This is a genomic window from Streptomyces sp. NPDC047886 (assembly GCF_043204435.1).
Lineage (GTDB): Bacteria > Actinomycetota > Actinomycetes > Streptomycetales > Streptomycetaceae > Streptomyces.
The window spans coordinates 1,266,323-1,289,181 of record NZ_JBIDCF010000001.1 but is presented as its reverse complement, the minus strand read 5'-3'; the positions used below and the strand labels follow the sequence as shown (position 1 = coordinate 1,289,181).

The following is a 22,859-nucleotide window of genomic DNA, read 5'->3' as shown; positions in this document are numbered from 1 at the left end:
CGTCGGCCCGCGCCGCGCCCCGGCCGCCGCCCCGGCCCCTGGCGTCAGCTGATGAGCGGCGACCCCTCCCGGTCGTCACCGGGGCGCTGCGGCGACGGGAAGAGCCCCGCACCGTCGCCCCCGGCCTCCTCCACGGCGGCCGGTGCCGGGGCCGGGCGCCGCTCGTCCGGCGGGACCACCGGCGGCAGCCCCGCCGGGTCCTCGCCCAGGAACAGGTGCCGCACCACCCGCTCGGCGGCGTGCCCGTCGTCGTACGGGCAGAACCGCGCCCGGAACGCGGCCCGCAACTGCGCGGACCGCGAACCGCGCCAGTGGCCGGTGGCGAAGATGTCGATCAGTTCGTCCTCGCTGCGGGCGACCGCGCCCGGCGGGAACGCCCGCACGTCGAAGTAGGTGCCGCGGGCCGCCGTGTACGCCTCCCAGTCCTCGGTGTGCACGACGATCGGCCGGTCCAGGCCGGCGTAGTCGAACATCAGCGACGAATAGTCCGTGACCAGCGCGTCCGACGCCAGGCACAGCTCCTCGACGGACGGGTGCGCTGACACGTCGACGACCCGCGGGTGCGGCGTCGCCGCCGACGGGACCGCGTCGCCGCCGTGGGTGGGGTGGGGGCGGTGGAGGATCACGAACCGCGGGCCGAGCGCCGTCAGGATCCGCTCCAGGTCCAGCAGCCGGGGCTGCGGACGTACGTGGTCGCGGTGGGTGGGCGCGTACAGGATCGCCGTGTGCCCGGCGGGGATGCCGAGCGCGGCCCGCAGCCGCACCACGTCATCGGCGGTCGCCCGCTGGAAGACGTCGTTGCGCGGCGAGCCGTACTCCAGCGTGCGGTAGGCGGCCGGGTAGACCCGCTCCCACACGAGCGTGGAGTGCCGGTTCCCGGAGAGCAGGTAGTCCCATTTGTCGATGTTGCGCAGCAGCTCGGGGAAGTCCATGGACCGCGCCGCGGCCGGCCGGTACTGGAGGTCCAGGCCCATGTGCTTCAGCGGGGTGCCGTGCTGCGTCTGGATCAGCAGCTGCCCCGGGCGCTTGACCAGCCGCCGGTCCGGATTGACGTTGCCGACCAGATACCGGGCGCGGGCCAGCGCCGACCAGTACGCCACCGAACCCTGGCGCAGCACCCGCGTACCGCCCGGCACGGTCCCCGCGTGCTCCGGAGCGCAGATCCAGGCCGTACGGATGTGCGGGGCCAGCTCCCGCACCCGCGCCTCCAGGGCGGCCGGCGAGCACGCGTACCCGCGACCCCAGTAGGCGCCGAACACGGCCAGGTCGGATCGGACCGGCAGCAGCCGCTGGAACCGGTAGTGGAGCTGGAGGAGCCCGCCGCGCAGCGCCCGCAGCACCGCCGAACCGAACCGTACGGCCCGCTTCTTCAGGCCCCGCGCGGACGTGATCGCCCGGAACGCGCGGTGGCAGCCGAACCGGACCAGGGCGTGCCGCAGCCGGGTCGTGAACTTGGGCGTGGCGCCCGGCGTCCGGTACCGGCGGTAGTGGGCGCGGGCGCGGCGGAAGAAGTCGGCGCGGGTGCCGCGCGGCAGCCGGCCGGGCGCGGTGAACACCGAGGTGAAGTGGTCGACCATCCGGCGGAACAGCACGGGCCGCCAGCACGCCAGCTCGGGCCGCGCGTCGAGGAACGCGAAGACCCGCTCGTACTGGTCGAAGAGGTCGAAGTGCCGGGGACTCGTCGTCCGCAGGATGGAGCCGGTGCGCCGCTGCCGGTAGTGGACGCACACCCGGTCGAGGGTGGCGATCGACCCGGCGGCCATCAGCGCCGGATACGTCCACGGCGCGTCCTCGTAGAAGCCGGGCGGGAAGGCGAAGCCCTCGCGCTCCAGGAACTCCCGCTTGTACGCCTTGTTCCACACCACCATCAGGACCTGCAGCAGCCCCGGCCGGTCCGCCAGCGTGAACGGCGCGGGCCCGTCCTCGGTGAGGTGGCGGGAGAACTCGTTGCGCACGGCGTCGCCCGACCAGTACGTCCGGGCGTAGTCGTACAGCAGCACATCGGGCGAGCCGGTCTCCTTCAGCCGGTCAGCGACCGCCCGCAGCGCGCCCGGCACGAGGACGTCGTCACCGTCCAGGAACACTACGTAGTCCCCGGTGGCCCGGGCGAGGCCCACGTTCCGCGCGGGCCCCAGCCCGTGGTTCTCCGGCAGGTGCAGGGCCACGACCCGGCGGTCGCGCGCCGCGAACTCGTCGATGACCGCCCCGCCGCCGTCGGGCGAGCAGTCGTCCACGACGATCAGCTCCAGATCGTCGAAGGACTGGCGGAGTACCGACTCCAGGCATTCGTGCAGATAGGCCTGGACCTTGTACGCGGGGACGATGACGCTGAACCGGGGCATGGCCCGGAAACCTCCGATGGACCGACCGGGTTACGTACGCCGTGGCATACGGGGGACGAACGACCCGTGACGCCCCGGTTTCCCGGGGCACCGCACCGTCGGGGGAAGGTGATCAACCGGTACGCGTCTTGACCTGGTGTCACTTCACCGCACCCGCCATCACCCCCGACACGAACTGGCGCTGGAAGGCGAAGAACACGGCCAGCGGGACGACCATCGACACGAAGGCGCCCGGCGCCAGGATGTCGATGTTGTTGCCGAACTGCCGTACCTGCTGCTGGAGGGCGACCGTGATCGGCGGCGAGTCGGAGTCGGCGAAGATCAGGGCGATCAGCATGTCGTTCCAGACCCACAGGAACTGGAAGATGCCGAGCGAGGCGATCGCCGGGCCGCCGAGCGGCATGACCACCCGCGTGAACAGCCGGACCTCGCCCGCGCCGTCGAGCCGGGCCGCCTCCAGCAGCTCACGCGGGATCTCCGCGAAGAAGTTGCGCAGCAGGAAGATCGCGAAGGGCAGTCCGAAGGCGGTGTGGAAGAGGACGACCCCGAGCGTCGTCTCGAAGAGGCCGATCTCGCCGAACAGCTTCGACACCGGAACCAGCGCGACCTGCACGGGGACCACCAGCAGGCCCACCACCACCAGGAACCACCAGTCGCGGCCGGGGAACTCCATCCACGCGAAGGCGTACCCGGCGAGCGAGCCGATCACGACCACCAGGACCGTCGCCGGGACGGTGATCAGGACGGTGGACAGGAGGGAGTCGGTGATCGTGTCGTTGCGGAGGAGGGACGTGTAGTTGTCGGCGGTGATCCGGGCCGGCGCGCCGAACACCCGCCACCAGCCGCTGGCGCTGATGTCGGCGGGGTCGCGCAGCGAGGAGATCAGCAGCCCGACCGTCGGCATCAGCCAGAACAGCGCCACCACGATCAGGAAGACCCGCACCGCCCCGCCGCCGACCCGGCCCACGAGGCGGGCCGCGGCCGAGGTGCGCGAACCGTTCATCGCCGCGTCTCCTTCCGGATTCTCCGGATGTTGAAGAACATCACCGGGATGACGAGCAGCAGCAGGAGGACCGAGATCGCGCTGCCGATCCCCAGGTGGGCGTCCGTGCCGAACGACGAGCGGTAGAGCTGGAGCGCCAGGACGTTCGCGTCGTCCTGGACGGAGCCGGGGGCGATGATGAACACCAGGTCGAAGATCTTCAGCACGTTGATCATCAGCGTGACCAGGACCACCGCGAGGACCGGCGCCAGCAGCGGGACCGTGATCCGGCGGAAGACCTGCCACTCGTTCGCGCCGTCCACCCGGGCCGCCTCCAGCAGTTCGCGGGGCAGGCCCGCAAGGCCCGCGGCGATCAGCACCATCGCGAAGCCGGCCCACATCCACACGTAGCTGCCGATGATGGCCGGCGTCACCAGGGTCGGGCCGAGCCAGTCGACGCCGTTGTACCGCTCGCGGAAGTTGGACTCGGGCAGCCGCAGGTGGGCGCCGTCGGCCGTGGCCGGGAGGCTGAAGGTGCCGTCCGCCGCCGCGGTGGCCGACGCCACCACAGCGCCGTCCCTGACCGCCTCCACCTTCAGCCCCTTCAGGCCGAGTTCGCGTGCGTCGATGACGTTCGGCCGGCCGCCGCCGCCCCGGGTGAAGTCCAGCCACGCCGTGCCCGTGACCCGGTCGCCGGCGGGGCTCGCCGGGGCCGCCGGGCGGGCGTCGCCGGGCATCTTCGCGGGCGCCACGCCCACCAGCGGCAGCTGGACGAGGGTGCCCGCCCGCACCGGCTCCTTCGTGATGAACGCCCCGCCGCCCGCCGCCTTCAGCGGGTGGACGGGCAGCGGGCGCGCCTTGGGGTAGCCCGCGGACTCGGCGAACGTGTCGTGCACGCCCACCCACACCGCGTTGGCGACCCCGCGCTCCGGGTCCTGCTCGTACACCAGCCGGAAGATGATGCCGGCGGCCAGCATGGAGATGGCCATCGGCATGAAGACGATCAGCTTGAACGCCGTACCCCAGCTGACCCGTTCCGTCAGCACCGCGAAGACCAGGCCGAGGGCGGTGGCCACCGTCGGGGCCACGACCACCCAGATCGCGTTGTTCCTGACGGCGGTGAGGATCGTGTCGTCGGAGAAGATCTCGACGTAGTTGTCCAGGCCCGCGAAGCCGCTGCCCGGCTGGTCCAGGAACGACCGGTACACCGAGTACGCGATCGGATAGACCACCAGCGCGCCGAGCAGGACCAGCGCGGGCAGCAGGAAGCCGGCCGCGACCAGCTTGCGGGTGCCCGTGACGCTCTTGCGTACGGGCGGGGGCGGCGCCGCCCCCGCCGTGTTCGCCGCCGTCGTGGCCATGACGTCAGCTCTTGTACGCCTTGGCCGCGTCGGCCTCCAGGCGTGCCTGGGTGCCCGCGATGTCCTTCGGGTTCTTCAGGAAGTCCTGGAGGGCCTTCCACTCGCCCTTGCCGGGCGTTCCGCCGAACGACTGCGGCATCTGGTCCGACATGTCGAAGCGGAAGTCGTCGCCCGCCGCGATCAGCGCCTCCGCGATCCCGCGCTGGACGTCGTTGGGGTACGCGGCCGGGTCCAGGGCCTTGTTGGGGGAGAGGAACCCGCCCTCGCCCGCCCAGATCCGGGCCGCGTCCGGCGTCGCGAGGAACGTCAGCAGCGCCTGGGTCGCGGGCCGGTCGGTCAGCGCGACCGCCACGTCGCCGCCGGTCACCACCGGGGGCTCCGCACCGACCGCGGGGAACGGGAACACCTTGGCGTCCGTACCGACCTTCGCCTCGGTCTGCGCGATGTTGATGGAGACGAAGTCGCCCTCGAAGACCATCGCGCCCTTGGGCTGGTCGCCGCCGGTGAACGTCTGGGTGACGGACGCCGGGAACTCGGTCTGCAGTGCGCCGTCCGCGCCGCCCGCGATCAGGTTCGGCTTGCCGAACAGCTCGGCGAGGGTGGTGAGGGCCCGGGTGACGGACGGGTCGGTCCACTTGATCTCGTGCTTCGCCAGCCGGTCGTACTTCTCCGGGCCCGCCTGCGACAGGTAGACGTTCTCGAACCAGTCGGTGAGGGTCCAGCCGTCCGCGCCGCCGACGGACACCGGCGTCACCCCGGACGCGGAGATCGTCTCGGCCGTGGACAGGAACTCCTTCCACGTCTTCGGCTCGCTCGCGCCCGCGTTGTCGAAGACGGCGGTGTTGTACCAGACCAGCGACTTGTTCGCGGCCTTGAAGTACACGCCGTACCGGGTGCCGTCGACCGAGCCGAGGTCCTGCCAGCCCCGCGAGAAGTTCTTCGCGAGCTGCGCCCTGGCGTCCGCACCGGCCGGCCGGGCCCACTTGCGCTCGACCGCCTGGTGGAGCGCGCCGACCTGCTGGAGCATCGCCACATCGGGCGGGGCGCCACCGGCGATCTTCGTCCCGATGTAGTTCAGCATCGCGTCCTGGGTCGGCACGTACGACACCTTCGCCCCGGTGCGCTTCTCGAACTCCTTGAGCACCTTGGTGAACGCCTGCTGCTCCGGGCCCGTCCACACCGCCACGACCTGGAGTTCCTCGCCGTCCAGGCGCGGTAACTCGACGGTCGGCGCGCTGCTCCCGCCCTTGCCCTTGCCCTCGTTCGTGCCGCTGGAACCGCCCTCGTCGGCGCAGCCGGTGAGGGCGAGAGCGCCTGCGGCTGCCATGGCGACCATGGCCCTGCGTGTGCGAAGAGCTGTACGCATCTCTGCCCCGTTTCTCCCGCGCGCGTCGTCCTCTCGATGTTCCTTCCGATCCGGTCTACGCCGTGCTTACGGGGCCCGCAATACCGCCTTCTCTGTCAACCGCACGATCGTGATGGGCTCGTGACGTGACGTCAGCGGTGGCTCGGGTCGGGGGTGAGGGGCTGGGGCGGCTCCGCGCCGACCGACCTGGCAGCCCGCTCCAGGGCGCTGGCGAGCAGGGCCAGGTCCGTCGGGCCGTTGCCCAGCTCCCGTACGGGCCGCCGGGTCGGCGGATCGCCCATCCGCTCCCACTCCAGCGGTACGACGGTGGGCCGCAGCGTCGCCGTACGCGGGATCCGCCCGGTCACCCGGCCGCCCTGGAACGGGGTCACCCGCCCGTCCGGATGGCCCAGCCGGCCACGCCCCGGCATCGGGTCGTCGGGGCCGGGAGCGGTGGGCCGGGCGTCCAGGACGACCCGCAGCCGCGCGTGCCGGGCCGGTTCCGTGTCGGCCGTACGGTCCGGGCGGGCGGACGCCGTCACCAGATGGACGCCCAGCCGCTCGCCGTCGCGGGCCACCGCCTCCAGCGCCCGTACCACCGAACCGGCCGCGGGCCGGCCGGGGGCGCCGAGCGCGGGCGCGATCAGCGCGTCGAAGTCGTCCACCAGCACCACCAGCCGGGGGAGGCCGGGACCTCCGGACCCTTCGGCCCCCTCGGCGCCGCCGTCGTGGCCTCTCCGGGCGCCTGGGGTCTCCTCGGTGCGGGCGGGGCGCAGGCGGATCGTGGTGCCGCTGGGGAGGGTGTCCAGATCGCCGGCTCCCGTGGTGCCGGCGGGCCGCTCGGACGAGTGCCGCTGCCCGGGAACGCCGCCCTGGTCCGCACGGTCGGTGCGGTCCGTACGTTCGGTGCTGTCCATCCGCTCGGTGCGGTCCGTACGCTCCGCGCGGCGCGCGCCCGCAGGGTCCGCCGCGTCGTGCGCCGCCTGCCACTCGGCGAACGTCCGCCGTCCCAGCAGCTCGGCCCGCCGCTTCAGCTCCGCCCCGAGCGCCTGCGCGAACCCCCGCATGCGCACCGGGTCCGACGCCACCAGGTGCTCCCGCGCGTGCGGCAGCTCCATGCAGGGCGCCAGCCCGTCACCGCCCCGCTCGCCGCCCGAACCGTCCACCAGGAGCAGCCCGAGCCGGTCCGGGCGGGACGCGGCGGCCAGCGAGGCCGCCAGGGAACGCAGCAGCTCCGTACGGCCGCTGCCCGCCGGGCCCTCGACCAGCAGATGCGGTCCCTCCGCCACCAGGTCCACGGCCAGCGGACCGCGCGGCCCCGCGCCCAGCACGGCCGTACCGTCCGGCGCGGACGCCCAGCGGGCCATCAGCGACGCGGGCGTGGCCCGCGCCAGCTCCAGTTCGTCCAGCAGCCTCGCCGACCGGGGCAGCGCCGTCGCCGCCCGCCCGCGCGTGCCCCCGCCCTCGGCGCGCAGCGGCGCCAGGGCACGCCCGAACCGCTCGGCCCAGGCGACGGACACCGCGTCCACCGCCGCGACGGTGCCATGGCCCACCGGGCGGCCCTGCGCCGTACGCATCAGCCGCAGCGCCGTCGCCACGTCCCCGCTCAGCAGGGCGACCGCCCCGCACTCGCGGATCGCCGGCGCGGCGGCGCACGCCGTCTCGTACGTCGCCGCGACCGGTGACAGCGCCGACGCCGCCGGGGCTTCGGCCAGACAGATCAGATGGATGCCGGCGGCCGCGCCCGCGCCCGCCAGTCGCGCCATGGTCTCGCGCAGCGCCGCCGTGCCCGGGTCCCCGTCGACGATCACGACCGTGCGCGTCCCGTCGAACGCCGCCGCCGCTTCGGCGACGTCCCGGTGGTCGCTGCTCGCCCAGCCGGGGCCGAGCGGCCCGTCGTCCAGCCGCCGGGTGAGCTCGGCCGCGCGCGCGGCGGCCTGGTCCCGGTCGTACGCGAGCAGCAGCCGGCAGTCCTGGCCGTGCGCCGGGCGGGAATGCGGCAGCCAGCCGAGCCAGCCCCAGTCGCGCTTGCGCTCCTCCAGTGGCCGGGACCGGTCCGCGCTGATCAGCACGGTCTCCAGGTCCGCGGGGGCGTGCAGCGCGGCCAGCTGCGCCACGGCGGACCGGGCGAGTCCGGCCAGCCGCGCGCGGGGCCCGGCCAGCGCGAGGGACCCGGCCTCACGCAGCCCGACGGTGACCGGTACGGCGGGCAGCCCGGCCCGGTCGGCGGTGCCGAGCCGTACGACCAGGGCTTCGGGGTGCGCGGGGCCGCGCTCCCAGAGCCGGGCGCCCGGCCCGAGCGCGGCCAGCAGCACGGCGGCGGGGTCCGGCCAGGTCTCCGGGGCGGCGCCGCGCGTGGTGGCGCCCGCGAGCGGCGTCCCGGGCGGCGCGTCGTGCGGGGCCCGCCCGGCGGCCGGCCCCTCGGCGCGGCCGCCCGCGAGGCGCCGCGCCCAGGCTCCTATGCCACGCCTCCGGGGCGAGCTCTCCGGGGCTGAGGGCACGGGCGCGGACGGTTCGGGTGTGGACGGCACGGGTGCGCCGCCGGGCGCGCGGGTGCCGTCCCCGGGCGTGGCGCCCGCGCGGCGGGTGATGTCCTCGGGCAGATGGGTGCCGCGCGCGGGCGTCGCCTGGCGCCGGGGGTCGGGCTCCCGGCTGTGCGGCACCGCGCCGTCGGGCACGTCGGCCGCGCGGGTGTGCACGGTCTGACCGGCGTGACCGTGCCCGCCGGGACCGTGCGCCGTGTGCGCGGGCCCCGGGCGCGCGGGCCCGGTCGGCGCGGGTGCCGGGTGCCCGGCGCCCTGTCCCTCGGTCGCGGTCGCGCCACCTGCCGTTCCGTACGGCCGCCGCGCCGCCGGCACCACAGGGGCGGCCCCGCCGGAGACCGGCCGGATCGGCGCCCCCGCCCCCTCGTCGGGAGAGCCCGCTCCGGGAGCGCCCCCTGGTGTACCGGGGCGGATCGGCAGGCGCAGGTGGCCCTCCCCGTCGGGCGTCGTCGCCGGGGCCGTACCGTCCGCGTCGGCGGGGCCCGTCGTGAGGCGTAGCGCCGACTCGCCCAGCCGCAGCAGCGCGCCGGGGGCGAGCCGGACCGGACGGGAGCCGACGTCCTTGCCGTCGAGGGTCGTGCCGTTGGTGGAGCCAAGGTCCGCCACGGTGACCCGGCCGTCGTCCGCGACGGTCACCTCGCAGTGCAGCCGGGAGACGTCCGGGTCGTCGAGGGGGACGTCCGCGTCGGCGGAGCGGCCGATCGCGATCCGTCCGCCGTGCAGCAGATGGACGCCGCCCGCGTCCGGCCCGGCGACCACGTGCAGCCGGGCGGCCGCGCCGTCGAGGGGGGTGTCGTCCTCGCCGGGGGCCTGGAGCGACAGCACGGCGCCGTCCACGAGCGGGGGCTCGCCGAGGGCGCACCGCTGCGGGTCGAGCCGCTCGCGGCCCGCGTACAGCACGACGGCGCCCGACGCGTCGGGCCCCGAGACGGCGGCGGCCAGGCCGGACGCCACGGCGGCCAGCGCGGTCCCCGCCGGTGCGGTGACGAGCACGTCGCAGGCGCGCCGCGCGGTGTGGCCGCCGGTGGGCGGCGCCGCGAGGACGGTCAGCCGGATCTGCATCGCCGTCAGCGGTCCCTTCTGCGCGGCGCGCCGGGCAGAAGGCGGGGGGAACGCAGGTCGACCTCCCCCTACCCGGCGCGGACACGTCGTCCGGTACAGGTCGGCACGGGTCGCGGGCCCAACAGGCCCCGCGACAAGCCGTGCTGGAGGCATCCTCGCACCTGCCACCGACAGCCCGCCCACGGCCCACCTCGAAGTGATCTTGAACGGTCAGCCCTGATCAGGGAAGAGCCTGCTTGTGGTCCACTTGGGATCATCCGTGACCTTTCGGGGTACAACGGTCGGGCAACCATGTCCGTCGAGGAGACGTCTTCCTTTCGAACCCGATCGGACCGCCGTCGGGCACCGACCGGGAGACGTCCTGAACCCATCCGGTACCCGTCCGGAACCCGTCCTGGGGGCGAGGTGAGTACGACCGGCCCAATGAGCCGTTCGGACGAAGCGGAACGGCACTAAAGTGGGTCGGACACCCGGGCGGAGCCGACAGCGGCCCGGACAGGCAAGGACCACGATCGCAGGGAGCGCATGACGTGCGGCCGGTAGGCAGCAAGTACCTGCTCGAGGAGCCGCTCGGGCGCGGCGCCACGGGCACCGTCTGGCGAGCCCGCCAGAACGAGGCGGCGGGCGCCGACGCGGCCGTGCCCGGACAGCCCGGCGAGACCGTCGCGATCAAGGTCCTCAAGGAGGAGCTCGCGAACGACGCGGACGTGGTGATGCGGTTCCTGCGGGAGCGCTCCGTCCTCCTCCGCCTGACCCACCCCAACATCGTCCGCACCCGCGACCTCGTCGTCGAGGGCGACCTCCTCGCCCTCGTCATGGACCTGGTCGACGGCCCGGACCTGCACCGCTACATCCGCGAGAACGGCCCGCTCACCCCGGTCGCCGCCGCGCTGCTCACCGCGCAGATCGCCGACGCGCTCGCCGCCAGCCACGCCGACGGCGTCGTCCACCGCGACCTCAAGCCCGCCAACGTGCTGCTCGCCGAGCGGAACGGGCAGATGCACCCGATGCTGACCGACTTCGGCATCGCGCGGCTCGCCGACTCCCCGGGCCTGACCCGTACGCACGAGTTCGTCGGCACGCCCGCGTACGTCGCGCCCGAGTCCGCCGAGGGCCGCCCGCAGACGTCCGCCGTGGACATCTACGGCGCCGGCATCCTGCTGTACGAGCTGGTCACCGGCCGTCCGCCGTTCGCCGGCGGCACCGCGCTCGAAGTGCTCCACCGCCACCTCAGCGAGGAGCCCCGCCGCCCGTCCACCGTCCCCGGCCCCCTGTGGACGGTCATCGAGCGCTGCCTCAGCAAGGACCCGGACCGCCGTCCCAGCGCCGAGAACCTCGCGCGCGGCCTGCGCACCGTCGCCTCCGGCATCGGTGTGCACGCGACGCCCGCCCAGATCGAGGCGGCCGAGGGCGTCGGCGCGCTGCTGGCGCCCGACCCGTCCCCCGCGCCCGTCCCCGGGGCGTCCGGCGTCCCCGGCTCGGCCGACCCGACGCAGGTCCTGCCGAACACCGGCGGACCCGGCGGCCCCTCCACGTACGACCCGGCCGCCGCGACCAGCGTGCTGCCCGCCACGGGCCCGGCCGGCGCCGCCGACCCCACCGCCGTCATGCCCCCCGTACCGCCGCGTCCCGACGGCCCTCCGCAGCAGCGGCCGGAGGAGTCGCACCCCTGGCAGACCCAGCTGCGCGCCGCCCGCGACCGCAACGAGCAGACGCAGATCCAGTACCTGGACCCGAGCCAGGACCCGCTGCGCCGCCGTCCCCAGCGCCGGCCGCAGCCCCCGCAGCCCGGCCAGCAGCAGTACGCCCCCCAGCCCCATCATCAGCAGCCTCCCCAGCACCAGCACCAGCAGCCGCAGCACCGGCCCCAGCAGCCTCCCCAGCACCAGCAGTACGCGCCGCCGCCCCCGCCCCAGCAGCAGTACGCGCCTCAGCCGCAGCAGCGGCAGCAGTACCCGCCGCAGCACCAGCAGCCGCAGCAGCCCCGACGGCCGCAGCCCGAGCCACCGGCCCCGCGTGAGCCGCGCGCGCCCCGGCAGCGCAGCGCCAACCCCATGCGCATCCCCGGCCTGGGCTGCCTCAAGGGCTGTCTCTTCACGATCGTCCTGTTCATCGTGGCGGGCTGGCTCATCTGGGAACTCACCCCGCTCCAGGACTGGATCGCCGAGGGCAAGAGCTACTGGCAGGCCATCGGCGACGCCGTGTCCACCGTGTCCGACTGGATCTCGGCGATCGGCGGGGACTCCGGCACCACCACACCGTAACGACCGGTAACCCCGCCGATCCGTCGACTTCGGAGGGGTGGTTTTCCCCTCCGAGGTGAATACCGGCGCCCACGCGCGCGTAACTTGGTCGGGAACGCCAGCCGCTGAGGGAGCAGTCTTGGCACGGAAAATCGGCAGCCGGTACACGGCCCACCAGATCCTGGGACGGGGCAGCGCCGGCACGGTGTGGCTCGGCGAGGGCCCCGAGGGGCCCGTCGCCATCAAGCTGTTGCGCGAGGACCTGGCCTCCGACCAGGAGCTCGTCGGACGCTTCGTCCAGGAGCGCACGGCCCTGCTCGGACTGGACCACGCGCGCGTGGTCTCCGTCCGCGACCTCGTGGTCGACGGCAACGACCTCGCGCTCGTCATGGACCTCGTCCGCGGCACCGACCTGCGCACCCGCCTCGACCGCGAGCGCCGCCTCGCCCCCGGCGCGGCCGTCGCGATCATCGCCGATGTCGCCGATGGCCTCGCCGCCGCCCACGCGGCCGGGGTGGTGCACCGGGACGTGAAGCCGGAGAACATCCTCCTCGACATGGAAGGCCCGCTCGGCCCCGGCGGCGCCCACCCCGCCCTCCTCACCGACTTCGGCGTCGCCAAGCTGATCGACACCCCGCGCCGCACCAAGTCGAACCGGATCATCGGCACCCCCGACTACCTGGCACCGGAGATCGTCGAGGGTCTGCCGCCCCGCGCCGCCGTCGACATCTACGCCCTCGCCACGGTCCTGTACGAGCTGCTCGCCGGGTTCACCCCGTTCGGCGGCGGCCACCCCGGGGCGGTGCTGCGCCGTCACGTCACCGAGACCGTCGTCCCGCTGCCCGGCATCCCCGACGAGCTCTGGCAGCTGATCGTCCAGTGCCTGGCCAAGGCCCCCGCGTCCCGGCTGCGCGCGTCCGAGCTCGCCGCCCGCCTCCACGACCTGCTGCCGCTCGTCGCGGGCATGCCACCGCTGGATGTCGACGAACCGGACGCCGAGCCCGCCCCCGACGCGTACGAGGACGACCCGTACCCCACCCTTCCGGGCGGTCCCCGCCGGGGCGCCGTCCCGCTGGTGCCGGGCTCGTCCACCGACTCCAACCGGGACACGCACACCTCGATGCGCGTCCCGGCGCCCGACGAGCTCTCCGGCGGCCCCCTCGGCACCGCCCGCGCTCCGCGCGCCGCAGGCCAGCGCAGGCCCGGCTCGGCCCGCCACAAGTCCGAGGCGGTCCGCAAGCGGCGGATCGCCCTGGGTGCCGCGGCGGTCGCGGTGGCCGCGGCGGTCGGCGTCGGCGGCTGGTTCGCGGTCGGCGGCGACGACGACTCCACACCACCGCAGGACTCCAGGCAGTCGTCCCCCACGCAGCCCTGACACCGCCGGCGGCCGTGCCGTCCGGCGGACGGCGGAGGGCAGCGGGGGACGGCCTGTCGCGGGCAGCCGTTACGCTGGACCCGTGGCAGTCGTCGACGTATCCGAAGAGCTGAAGTCCCTCACCTCGACCATGGGGTCGATCGAGGCCGTCCTGGACCTCGAGAAGATGAGGGCAGACATCGCCGTGCTCGAGGAGCAGGCGGCCGCGCCGTCCCTGTGGGACGACCCCGAAGCGGCACAGAAGATCACCAGCAAGCTTTCGCACCTCCAGGCCGAGGTCCGCAAGGCGGAGACGCTGCGCGGGCGTATCGACGACCTCGCGGTGCTCTTCGAACTCGCCGAGGCCGAGGACGACCCGGACACCCTCGCCGAGGCCGAGGTGGAGCTCGCCGAGGTGAAGAAGGCGCTGGACGAGATGGAGGTCCGCACCCTCCTGTCCGGCGAGTACGACGAGCGCGAGGCCCTCGTCACGATCCGCGCGGAGGCCGGCGGCGTCGACGCCTCCGACTTCGCCGAGCGCCTCCAGCGCATGTACCTGCGCTGGGCCGAGCGCCACGACTACAAGTCCGAGATCTACGAGACGTCGTACGCGGAAGAGGCCGGCATCAAGTCGACCACCTTCGTCGTGCACGCCCCGTACGCGTACGGCACGCTCTCCGTCGAGCAGGGCACGCACCGCCTCGTGCGCATCTCGCCCTTCGACAACCAGGGCCGCCGCCAGACGTCCTTCGCGGGTGTCGAGGTGCTGCCGGTCGTGGAGCAGACCGATCACATCGAGATCCCGGAGAACGAACTCCGGATCGACGTGTACCGGTCCTCAGGACCCGGCGGCCAGTCGGTCAACACCACCGACTCGGCGGTGCGCATCACGCACATCCCGACCGGTGTCGTGGTGTCCTGCCAGAACGAGAAGTCGCAGATCCAGAACAAGGCATCCGCGATGCGCGTCCTCCAGGCCCGGCTGCTGGAGCGCCAGCGCCAGGAGGAGCGGGCCAGGATGGACGCCCTGAAGGGCGACGGCGGCAGCTCCTGGGGCAACCAGATGCGCTCGTACGTCCTGCACCCGTACCAGATGGTCAAGGACCTGCGTACCGAGTTCGAGGTCGGCAACCCGCAGTCCGTCCTGGACGGCGAGATCGACGGTTTCCTGGAGGCGGGCATCCGCTGGCGGAAGCAGCAGGAGAAGTAGCGGCGGCGATCGCCGTGCCGGCGGCGCCGGACCTCCCACGAGGTCCGGCGCCGTTCGCGTGTCCGGGAGGGGATCGCGGGTCCGGGAGGGGGGATCGCGGGTCCGGGAGGGGGGATCGCGGGTCCGGCGCCTTTGTCGATTCGCGGGAGCAAGCGGTGGCTGTGTCATTTCCTCGCTTTGTCGACAACGAACGACCGCTCATCGGGCGGCTGTTCCCCTTTTACGTCACAGTTGCATCCCCGCACGTCGGGCAAGCTTGATCATTTCGGGCATCGCACGCGCAACGACCTTGACGCTCTTGCGAAAACTGGGAAAGCTGGCGCGCGGCATGCGCATGTCCGGGGCGTGTGTGGTCGGGGGAACGGAACGCCGCCCCCAGTGTCGTCCGCCCCGAGCGCGCTGCTCCATTGACGAGAACAGCTACTGGGGGTAGCAGGCAGATGACCAATAAGACGCGGGTCCGCGTGGCGCGGATAGCTGCCGGTGCGGTGATCGCCGCCGGCGCGTCCCTGACCGCGGCGGGTGCCGCCTCGGCCTTCGGCAACGAGACGGCCGGTATCGGCGTCACGGCCAACGAGAACGGTCTGGAGCTCGAAGCCATCGGCGGCGTCGACGGCGGCGGCGACCCGGGCGGTGTCGGCGACCAGGGCGGTACCGGTGACCAGGGTGGCTCGGGCGACCAGGGTGGCACGGGCGACCAGGGTGGCTCGGGTGACCAGGGTGGTTCGGGTGACCAGGGTGGTTCCGGCGACCAGGGTGGTTCGGGTGACCAGGGTGGTTCCGGCGACCAGGGTGGTTCGGGTGACCAGGGTGGCTCCGGCGACCAGGGTGGCACGGGTGACCAGGGTGGCTCCGGCGACCAGGGTGGCACGGGTGACCAGGGTGGCTCCGGCGACCAGGGTGGCACGGGTGACCAGGGTGGCTCGGGCAACCAGGGCGGTTCCGGCAACCAGGGTGGCTCGGGCAACCAGGGCGGTTCCGGCAACCAGGGTGGTTCCGGTAACCAGGGTGGCTCGGGTGACCAGGGTGGCTCGGGTGACCAGGGTGGCTCCGGTACCAACGGTTCCGCCACCGGTGACGCCGGTACCTGCACCGTCGACCTCGACGGCGCCGAGTGCGTCGACAACAACCCGGGCACCAACAACGTCGGCTCCCAGCCGGTCGAGCAGGGCAAGGCCAAGGAGGAGCTGGCGGAGACCGGCGCCGCCGAGACCTCGTTCCTGCTGATCGGCGCCGCGACCATGATCGCCGGCGGTATCGGCTTCCGCTTCCTGCCGCGTCTCGTGGCCGGCGGCCGCACCGCCGCCTGATCCAGGCGACAGGAAGGGCCCGGGAATCCGCTGAGAGGCGGGTTCCCGGGCCCTTCCGGCTGTTCTCGGGAGCGGTGGAGCGGTCCGGCCGCCTGGTAGGCCCCGGAGGGCGCTCAGGCGGTCTGGTGGGCCGCCAGCAGGGCCGCCGCCGCCACGAGGAGCAGGAGCAGCGCCAGCAGGGCGGCGGGCGTGAGCGCGCTCCACGGGTTCTGCTGCTGGAGTCGCTCGCGGTTCGCCCGGCACACCGGGCAGCGGCCCTCGTTGACGGGTGCCGCGCAGTTGGCGCACACCAATCGGTCATAGGTCATGCGCTCTCCTCCTCCCGCGCGGCGGAGCCGCAACCGCGGACTGTCCACACAGTTCTCTCCGCACAACGCTCAGGGAAACGCGACCGTTCCCCTTACCACTGTGCCAGGTCCCCGGAGTTTAGGCGCGCCCCACCGGATTCCCACCGGATTCCCCCCGGTCCTGCCCCCGGCACAACCGGACAAACGTCGCAACCCCGGACGGCGACTGCGCGGGGCATCCCGCTTCGCGTATGGTCACGCACACCTACTCCCGGCCGACCGTGGTGCATCCGTGATCCGATTCGACAACGTCTCCAAGTCCTATCCGAAGCAGAACCGTCCCGCGCTCAGGGATGTCTCCCTGGAGATCGAGAAGGGCGAGTTCGTCTTCCTGGTGGGCTCCTCCGGCTCCGGAAAGTCCACCTTCCTGCGGCTGGTCCTGCGCGAGGAGCGCGCCAGCCACGGCCAGGTGCACGTCCTCGGCAAGGACCTCGCCCGGCTGTCCAACTGGAAGGTGCCGCACATGCGGCGCCAGTTGGGCACGGTCTTCCAGGACTTCCGCCTGCTGCCGAACAAGACCGTCGCGCAGAACGTGGCCTTCGCCCAGGAGGTCATCGGCAAGCCGCGAGGCGAGATCCGCAAGGCCGTCCCCCAGGTCCTCGACCTCGTCGGTCTCGGCGGCAAGGAGGACCGCATGCCGGGCGAGCTGTCCGGCGGTGAGCAGCAGCGTGTGGCCATCGCCCGGGCCTTCGTGAACCGGCCGATGCTCCTCATCGCCGACGAGCCGACGGGCAACCTCGACCCGCAGACCTCGGTCGGCATCATGAAGCTGCTGGACCGGATCAACCGCACCGGGACCACCGTCGTCATGGCGACCCACGACCAGAACATCGTCGACCAGATGCGCAAGCGCGTGATCGAGCTCGAAAAGGGCCGTCTCGTACGCGACCAGGCGCGCGGCGTCTACGGCTACCAGCACTGAGCAGAGCAGCAGGCAAGGCAAGGAAAGGCTGAACGCACGCGATGCGCGCCCAGTTCGTACTCTCGGAGATCGGTGTCGGCCTCCGTCGAAATCTCACGATGACGTTCGCCGTCATCGTCTCCGTGGCTTTGTCGCTGGCTCTCTTCGGCGGTGCCCTGCTCATGCGCGAGCAGGTCAGCACGATGAAGGACTTCTGGTACGACAAGGTCAACGTCTCGATCTTCCTCTGCAACAAGAACGACGCGGAGACCTCCACCAAGTGCGCCAAGGGTGCGGTGACCACCGAGCAGCGCAAGCAGATCGAGACCGACCTCGAGAAGATGGACATCGTCGAGTCCGTCCACCACGAGACGGCCGACGAGGCGTACAAGCACTACCGGGAGCAGTACGGCGACACCGCCATCGCGAGCGTCATCACCCCGGACCAGATGCAGGAGTCGTTCCGGGTCAAGCTGGACGACCCGGAGAAGTACAAGGTGGTCGCGACCGCCTTCGCGGGCCGTGACGGCGTGCAGTCCGTACAGGACCAGCGCGGCATCCTGGAGAACCTGTTCAACATGATGCGCGGCATGAACATCGCCGCCCTCTTCGTGATGGCGCTGATGCTGGTGATCGCGCTGATGCTGATCGTCAACACCGTACGGGTGTCGGCGTTCAGCCGACGGCGTGAGACCGGGATCATGCGACTGGTCGGCGCGTCCAGTTTCTACATCCAGATGCCGTTCATCATGGAGGCCGCGTTCGCCGGGCTGCTGGGCGGTCTGGTGGCCTGCGTCATGCTGCTGGTCGGCCGCTACTTCCTGATCGACGGCGGGCTCGCGCTGTCCGAGAAGATGCCGCTGGTCAACTTCATCGGCTGGGACGCGGTGATAGCGGTGCTGCCGCTCGTCATCGTCATCGGTCTGCTGATGCCCTCCCTTGCCGCCGCGATCGCGTTGCGCAAGTACCTGAAGGTGTGACGAGCGCCCCTGGCGCCGTACGGCCAACGGCCGTACGGCGCCTTTCGCTTGTCCTACAGTGGTCGCCATGTTGGGCCCCGCTTTCTGTACCCGGCCCCGCGGCATGGGCCGCGGGGCGGCCCTGACATTGGTCTTCGCGACGGTCGTCACGGCCGCGGCCGTGACCAACTGCCTCCCCCGCGACGAGGGGCGGCCGGAACCGCGCCCGGCCGCGCGCGCCGCGGCGGCCACCGTCGGCCACGAGGGGCGCGCCGGACGCGACGGGACCGCCGACCGGGACGAGGTCGCCCGCGCGGCGGCCGAGGCCATGGCGGACGGCAAGTCCGGCACCGACGCGGCGCAGGAGGTCGTCAGCCGCAGCGGCGACCGCTGGGGCGCGGTGTACGACGAGAGCGAGTACGCGCAGTTCGAGCGGGCCCTCGACGGCCAGTACACCGGCGTCGGCCTGTGGGCCCGCCGCGCGGCGGGCGGCGACGTCGAGGTGGCCCGGGTCCAGCGGGGCAGCCCCGCGGAACGGGCCGGCATCAGACCGGGCGACCGGCTGCGCACCGTCGACGGCCGCGCCGTCCAGGGCCTGCCCGTCGCCGAGGTCGTCGCCCTCCTGCGTGGTGACGACACCGGCGGCGGTACGGACGCCGAGGCGGGCTCCGCCGTCGTGCTGGGCGTGCAGCGGGGCGACCGCACCTGGACCGAGACGCTGCGCCGGGCGCGCCTCGCCACGGAGGCGGTCACCGTCCGGCGGCTCGACGACGGCACCGTACTGATCCGGGTCGCCGAGTTCACCAAGGGCTCGGGCGCCCGCATCCGCGCCGCCGTCGCCGACGCGCCCGAGGGGGCCGGCGTCCTGCTGGACCTGCGGGGCAACGGCGGCGGCCTGGTCGCCGAGGCGGTCGCCGCGGCCTCCGTGTTCCTGGACGGCGGCCTGGTCGCCACGTACGACGTGCACGGCGAGGAGAAGGCGCTGTACGCGGAGCCCGGCGGTGACACCGGCAGACCTCTCGTCGCGCTGGTCGACGGCGGCACCATGAGCGCCGCCGAGCTGCTCACCGGGGCGCTGAAGGACCGGGGGAGGGCCGTCACCGTCGGCTCGCGGACCTTCGGCAAGGGATCGGTGCAGATGCCGAACCGGCTGCCCGACGGGTCCGTCGCCGAACTCACCGTCGGCCACTACCGCACCCCGTCCGGCCATCGCGTCGACGGCCGGGGCATCACGCCGGACGTGGCGGCGAGCGACGGTGCCGAGGAGCGGGCCCGCACGGTATTGAGTGGCCTCGGGGGCGGGGCGTAGTGCGAAAATGGCCGCACTATGGCTAAGGAAAAAGGGCGCAAGCTGATCGCGCAGAACAAGAAGGCGCGGCACGACTACCACATCATGGACACCTACGAGTGCGGTCTCGTGCTGACCGGCACCGAGGTGAAGTCGCTGCGCCAGGGGCGGGCCTCCCTCGTGGACGGCTTCGTGCAGATCGACGCGCACGAGGCATGGCTGCACAACGTGCACGTTCCCGAGTACAGCCAGGGCACCTGGACCAACCACAGCGCGCGGCGCAAGCGGAAGCTGCTGATGCACCGCGCCGAGATCGACAAGCTGGAGTCCAAGTCCCAGGAGACGGGGCACACGATCGTGCCTCTGTCGCTGTACTTCAAGGACGGCCGCGCCAAGGTGGAGATCGCGCTGGCGAAGGGCAAGAAGGAGTACGACAAGCGGCAGACGCTGCGGGAGAAGCAGGACCGGCGCGAGGCCGAGCGGGTGATCTCCGCGGTGAAGCGCCGCCAGCGGGCGTGACGCCCGGCACGGGGGCGCGGAAATAAGCTGGCACCGTCGCGCGTTGTTCACGTACGATGGCGCATGCTCCCCACAGCGGGGGCGCACCACTCCGGGTTCGCTCCGGAGGTTTGAAAAATCAACATGGGGATGATCGGTTTCGACAGCGGATGTCGAAGCAGGGGAAGCGTGTCGAGGAAGCGGCAATGATCTCGTAAACCATATGTCGCAACCAATAATCGCCAACACCAAGCGCGATTCCTTCGCCCTCGCTGCCTAAGTAGCGACTTGCGAAGTGTCAGCCCGGGGCTGTTCCCGACCCGGATCCTGGCATCAGCTAGGGAACTAAACTTCTGAGCCCGGTCGCGGGGCCCAGGAGGAAATCAAACAGTGACTGAGCCCGTCGGAGACTTGTCCGCGTGATCTCCGGGGCCGAGAAAAGCGCAGCGGACTGCACACGGAGAAGCCCTGGTTCCGCACCGTTGGACGCGGGTTCGATTCCCGCCATCTCCACCGGTTCCGGACGGTTCTGCCGCCCGGAAGACCCCATGTGAGGGCGAAGGCCCGGCTGTCGTGACACTGTCACCGCGGCCGGGCCTTCGTCGTACCCGCCGCCGCCAGGCACAGCGCCACCGCGGCCGCGGCGACCGGCACCACGTACCCGGACGTGCCGCCGGCGTGCTCCACCGTCCACCCGCCCGCCGCCGAGCCGGCCGCTATCCCGCCGAGCAGCGCGGTCACCGCCAGCGTCATGCCCTCGTTCAGCTGCCCGGCCGGGGTGAGGCGCTGCACCAGCGTCATCCCCGTCACCAGGGTCGGCGCCGTCGCCATCCCGGCCAGCAGCAGCGCGCCCGCCAGGACGAGCAGCGACCCCGTGCCCGCCGCGAGCAGCGGCAGCCCCATGAGCAGCGTCATCGCGGCGAGGCAGCCCAGCAGCCGGCGCGGCACGCTCCGCGCGGGGCGCACCGACCCGTACACGAGCCCCGCCAGACACGACCCCAGCGCCTGGGCGGCGAGGACCGCGCCCGCCGCGGGCCCGTCCACGAACGCCAGCGTGACCACCTCCATCGACCCGAACACCGCGCCCGTCGCGAGGAACACCGCCAGCAGTCCGCCCATGCCGGGCGTACGGAGGGGCGAGCGCGCCCGGCCGGTGGTGCGCGGCGCCGGCGGCGGCTCCGTGGCGCGCTGCGCCGCGAAGACGAGGATGCCGGTGAGCAGCAGGACCGCGCCGATCAGGGTGCCGGCCTCGGGGAACAGCGCGGCGCACAGGAACGCGGCGAGGACCGGGCCCAGCATGAAGCACAGCTCGTCCATCGCCTGCTCGAAGGCGTTCGCGGTGTGCACGGCGGCCGGGTCGCGCCGGTAGATGTGGGCCCAGCGGGCGCGGGACATGCCGCCGGTGTTCGGTGTCGTCGCGGTCGCGGCGTACGCGGCGAACAGCGTCCAGGTGGGCGCGTCGTGGCGTACGCACAGCAGCAGGGCCAGCGATCCCAGTACGGCGATCACGGTGGCGGGCACGGCGACGCGGGCCTGGCCGTACCGGTCGACCAGCCGGGCCGTGAACGGTGCGACCAGCGCGGTCGCGGCGAGACCCGTGGCGGTGACGGCACCGGCGAGGGCGTACGAGCCGCGCGATCCGGCGATCATGATGACGGCGCTCACGCTGAACATGCCCATGGGGAGCCGGGCGATCAGATTGCCGAGCGTGAAGGCGCGGGCGCCGGGCGCGGAGAAGAGCCGGAGGTACGGGTTGCGCGGCGGGCGCGCGGACCGGGTCCTGGCGGGGGTGCGGGGTTCCGTGTAGCGGGGCGCCAGGACCAGGGCGTCGGCGGTGACGCCGAGCGTGGGCAGGCCGGTCGCGGGCACGGCGGCAGGGGGTGTCTTCGTCGGTTGCGGCATGGGCATCAGCCTCGCGGCCGGGCGCCCCGCCGGTCCAACACCTTGTGGGCAGCCATTGACACACCCTGGTTGTAAATTCGGCGCGTGCCCCATGACATCGACCCCCGCCTCCTGCGCGCCTTCGCCGCCGTCGCCGACGAACTGCACTTCACGCGCGCCGCCGCCCGGCTGTTCGTCGCCCAGCAGGCGCTCAGCCGCGACATCCGGCGCCTGGAGCGCGAGCTCGGCACCGAACTGTTCGTCCGGACCACCCGGCAGGTCGCGCTCACGGCGGACGGCGAACGGCTCCGCCCGTACGCGCGGACCGTGCTCACCGCGTACGACGAGCTCCGCGCCGCCTTCGCACAGCAGGACCGGCCCCTCCTCGTGGACCTCAACACCGAAGGCATGATCACCACGCGGGTGCTCGCGCGGGCCAGGGAGCTGGCCCCCGACTCCGACCTGATGGCCCGCTTCGAGAGCGGCCTGACCGGCGCGGCCGCCGAGATCCTCGCCGGGCGGCTCGACGTGTCGTTCGGGCGCGTCGGCGGCCTGGAGCCCACCGTCCGCGCCGGGCTCGCCTGGCAGCCCGTCCGGTGGGAGCCGATGGCCGTCGTCCTGCCGGCGGACCACCCGCTCGCCGCCCGCGCCGAGGTCGAGCTGGACGCCCTCGCGGGCGAGACCCTGTACGCGGGAGCCGGCAACCCCGGCACCCGGGAGTGGACCGCGCTCGCCGAGCTGCTGTTCTCGGGGCGCGGCATCCGGGTCGCGCCGCCCGCGCCGGTCGCCATAGGCGCCGAGGAGTTCCGGCGGGTGATGGCGAAGACACGTAACCCGGTCCTGGCGGGCGTCGACTTCCCCGGCATGCCCGGCACCGTGCTGCGGCGGCTCGTCCGCCCCGTACCGCTGTCGCCGGTTGCGCTGGTGTGGCGCAAGGGGCTGACCCACCCGGGGCTCGACGCGCTGCGTACCGCCGCCGCCCAGCTCGCCGCACGGGAGAACTGGCTGGTCATCCCCGAGGGCGCCTGGTTCCCCGAGCACGACGCCCCGCTGATGCGCGGCTGACCCCCACCGGCGGGCCCCCGCGCGGCACGGGGGCCGGGACCCCGGGCGCGAGCTGGGCACGCCAGGGCGGGAGCGGGTCGGCAGCGGGTCGGCAGCGGGGGCGCGCCCGGGTCGGCAGCGGGGCGCGGAGCGGGGCGCTCACAGTGCGGCCGGGCCCCGGGTGAGAGC

16 protein-coding genes and 1 other RNA gene are annotated in these 22,859 nt (G+C 73.3%); 10 read left to right on the top strand and 7 right to left on the bottom strand.

The annotated features are described in order from the left end of the window. Positions 1 to 44: 44 nt before the first annotated feature. The 5 genes from ACGF5U_RS05625 to ACGF5U_RS05605 form a co-directional block, all read right to left on the bottom strand. The gene (locus tag ACGF5U_RS05625; protein ID WP_392713143.1) at positions 45 to 2,342 is read right to left on the bottom strand and encodes a CDP-glycerol glycerophosphotransferase family protein; all 2,298 of its coding nucleotides are present in this window, start codon (positions 2,340 to 2,342) and stop codon (positions 45 to 47) included. A 139-nt stretch (positions 2,343 to 2,481) separates the two neighbouring features. Continuing rightward, entirely contained in the window at positions 2,482 to 3,345 is an 864-nt protein-coding gene (locus tag ACGF5U_RS05620) for a carbohydrate ABC transporter permease (RefSeq protein WP_392713141.1), read from the bottom strand. Continuing rightward, complete coding sequence (locus ACGF5U_RS05615) at positions 3,342 to 4,685, bottom strand: carbohydrate ABC transporter permease (protein ID WP_392713139.1); 1,344 nt, start codon at positions 4,683 to 4,685, stop codon at positions 3,342 to 3,344. Before ACGF5U_RS05615 ends, ACGF5U_RS05620 begins: the two co-directional genes overlap by 4 nt. A 4-nt stretch (positions 4,686 to 4,689) precedes the next feature. Beyond that, positions 4,690 to 6,051 (bottom strand): ABC transporter substrate-binding protein, encoded by a 1,362-nt coding sequence (locus ACGF5U_RS05610; RefSeq protein ID WP_392713138.1) that lies wholly within the window; start codon positions 6,049 to 6,051, stop codon positions 4,690 to 4,692. Between the two features lie 131 nt (positions 6,052 to 6,182). Continuing rightward, the gene (locus tag ACGF5U_RS05605; RefSeq protein WP_392713137.1) at positions 6,183 to 9,635 is read right to left on the bottom strand and encodes an FHA domain-containing protein; all 3,453 of its coding nucleotides are present in this window, start codon (positions 9,633 to 9,635) and stop codon (positions 6,183 to 6,185) included. 530 nt (positions 9,636 to 10,165) lie between these two features. Here ACGF5U_RS05605 and ACGF5U_RS05600 point away from each other — a divergent pair. The 4 genes from ACGF5U_RS05600 to ACGF5U_RS05585 all read left to right on the top strand — a co-directional run bounded on the left by ACGF5U_RS05600 (position 10,166) and on the right by ACGF5U_RS05585 (position 15,752). Beyond that, the gene (locus tag ACGF5U_RS05600) at positions 10,166 to 11,899 is read left to right on the top strand and encodes a serine/threonine-protein kinase (protein ID WP_392713136.1); all 1,734 of its coding nucleotides are present in this window, start codon (positions 10,166 to 10,168) and stop codon (positions 11,897 to 11,899) included. A 118-nt stretch (positions 11,900 to 12,017) separates the two neighbouring features. Next, on the top strand, positions 12,018 to 13,253 hold the full coding sequence (locus tag ACGF5U_RS05595) for a serine/threonine-protein kinase (RefSeq protein ID WP_392713135.1): 1,236 nt from the start codon (positions 12,018 to 12,020) through the stop codon (positions 13,251 to 13,253). Between the two features lie 82 nt (positions 13,254 to 13,335). Further along, complete coding sequence (prfB, locus tag ACGF5U_RS05590; RefSeq protein WP_392713134.1) at positions 13,336 to 14,442, top strand: peptide chain release factor 2; 1,107 nt, start codon at positions 13,336 to 13,338, stop codon at positions 14,440 to 14,442. A 440-nt stretch (positions 14,443 to 14,882) separates the two neighbouring features. Further along, positions 14,883 to 15,752, top strand: a complete 870-nt coding sequence (locus tag ACGF5U_RS05585; RefSeq protein WP_392713133.1) for a hypothetical protein — start codon at positions 14,883 to 14,885, stop codon at positions 15,750 to 15,752. Between the two features lie 113 nt (positions 15,753 to 15,865). Here ACGF5U_RS05585 and ACGF5U_RS05580 read toward each other — a convergent pair whose 3' ends face one another. Further along, positions 15,866 to 16,060, bottom strand: a complete 195-nt coding sequence (locus ACGF5U_RS05580) for a hypothetical protein (RefSeq protein WP_392713132.1) — start codon at positions 16,058 to 16,060, stop codon at positions 15,866 to 15,868. Between the two features lie 271 nt (positions 16,061 to 16,331). Here ACGF5U_RS05580 and ftsE point away from each other — a divergent pair, with 271 nt between their 5' ends. The 5 genes from ftsE to ssrA all read left to right on the top strand — a co-directional run bounded on the left by ftsE (position 16,332) and on the right by ssrA (position 20,261). Then, positions 16,332 to 17,021, top strand: coding sequence for a cell division ATP-binding protein FtsE (gene ftsE, locus ACGF5U_RS05575; protein WP_392713131.1), 690 nt, complete (start codon positions 16,332 to 16,334; stop codon positions 17,019 to 17,021). Between the two features lie 41 nt (positions 17,022 to 17,062). Further along, entirely contained in the window at positions 17,063 to 17,980 is a 918-nt protein-coding gene (ftsX, locus tag ACGF5U_RS05570; protein WP_392713129.1) for a permease-like cell division protein FtsX, read from the top strand. A 67-nt stretch (positions 17,981 to 18,047) separates the two neighbouring features. Continuing rightward, positions 18,048 to 19,268 carry a S41 family peptidase gene (locus tag ACGF5U_RS05565; RefSeq protein ID WP_392713128.1) on the top strand — a complete coding sequence of 407 codons (1,221 nt, stop codon included), beginning with the start codon at positions 18,048 to 18,050 and terminating at the stop codon, positions 19,266 to 19,268. An 18-nt stretch (positions 19,269 to 19,286) separates the two neighbouring features. Continuing rightward, positions 19,287 to 19,766 (top strand): SsrA-binding protein SmpB, encoded by a 480-nt coding sequence (gene smpB, locus ACGF5U_RS05560; RefSeq protein ID WP_392713127.1) that lies wholly within the window; start codon positions 19,287 to 19,289, stop codon positions 19,764 to 19,766. A gap of 125 nt (positions 19,767 to 19,891) precedes the next feature. Then, positions 19,892 to 20,261: a transfer-messenger RNA gene (gene ssrA / locus ACGF5U_RS05555) on the top strand. A 66-nt stretch (positions 20,262 to 20,327) separates the two neighbouring features. Here the strand turns inward: ssrA and ACGF5U_RS05550 are convergent. Then, positions 20,328 to 21,647, bottom strand: a complete 1,320-nt coding sequence (locus tag ACGF5U_RS05550) for an MFS transporter (RefSeq protein WP_392713126.1) — start codon at positions 21,645 to 21,647, stop codon at positions 20,328 to 20,330. Positions 21,648 to 21,731: 84 nt separating this feature from the next. Between ACGF5U_RS05550 and ACGF5U_RS05545 the strand changes: the two genes are divergently transcribed. Further along, entirely contained in the window at positions 21,732 to 22,691 is a 960-nt protein-coding gene (locus tag ACGF5U_RS05545) for a LysR family transcriptional regulator (RefSeq protein WP_392713124.1), read from the top strand. Positions 22,692 to 22,859: the final 168 nt, after the last annotated feature.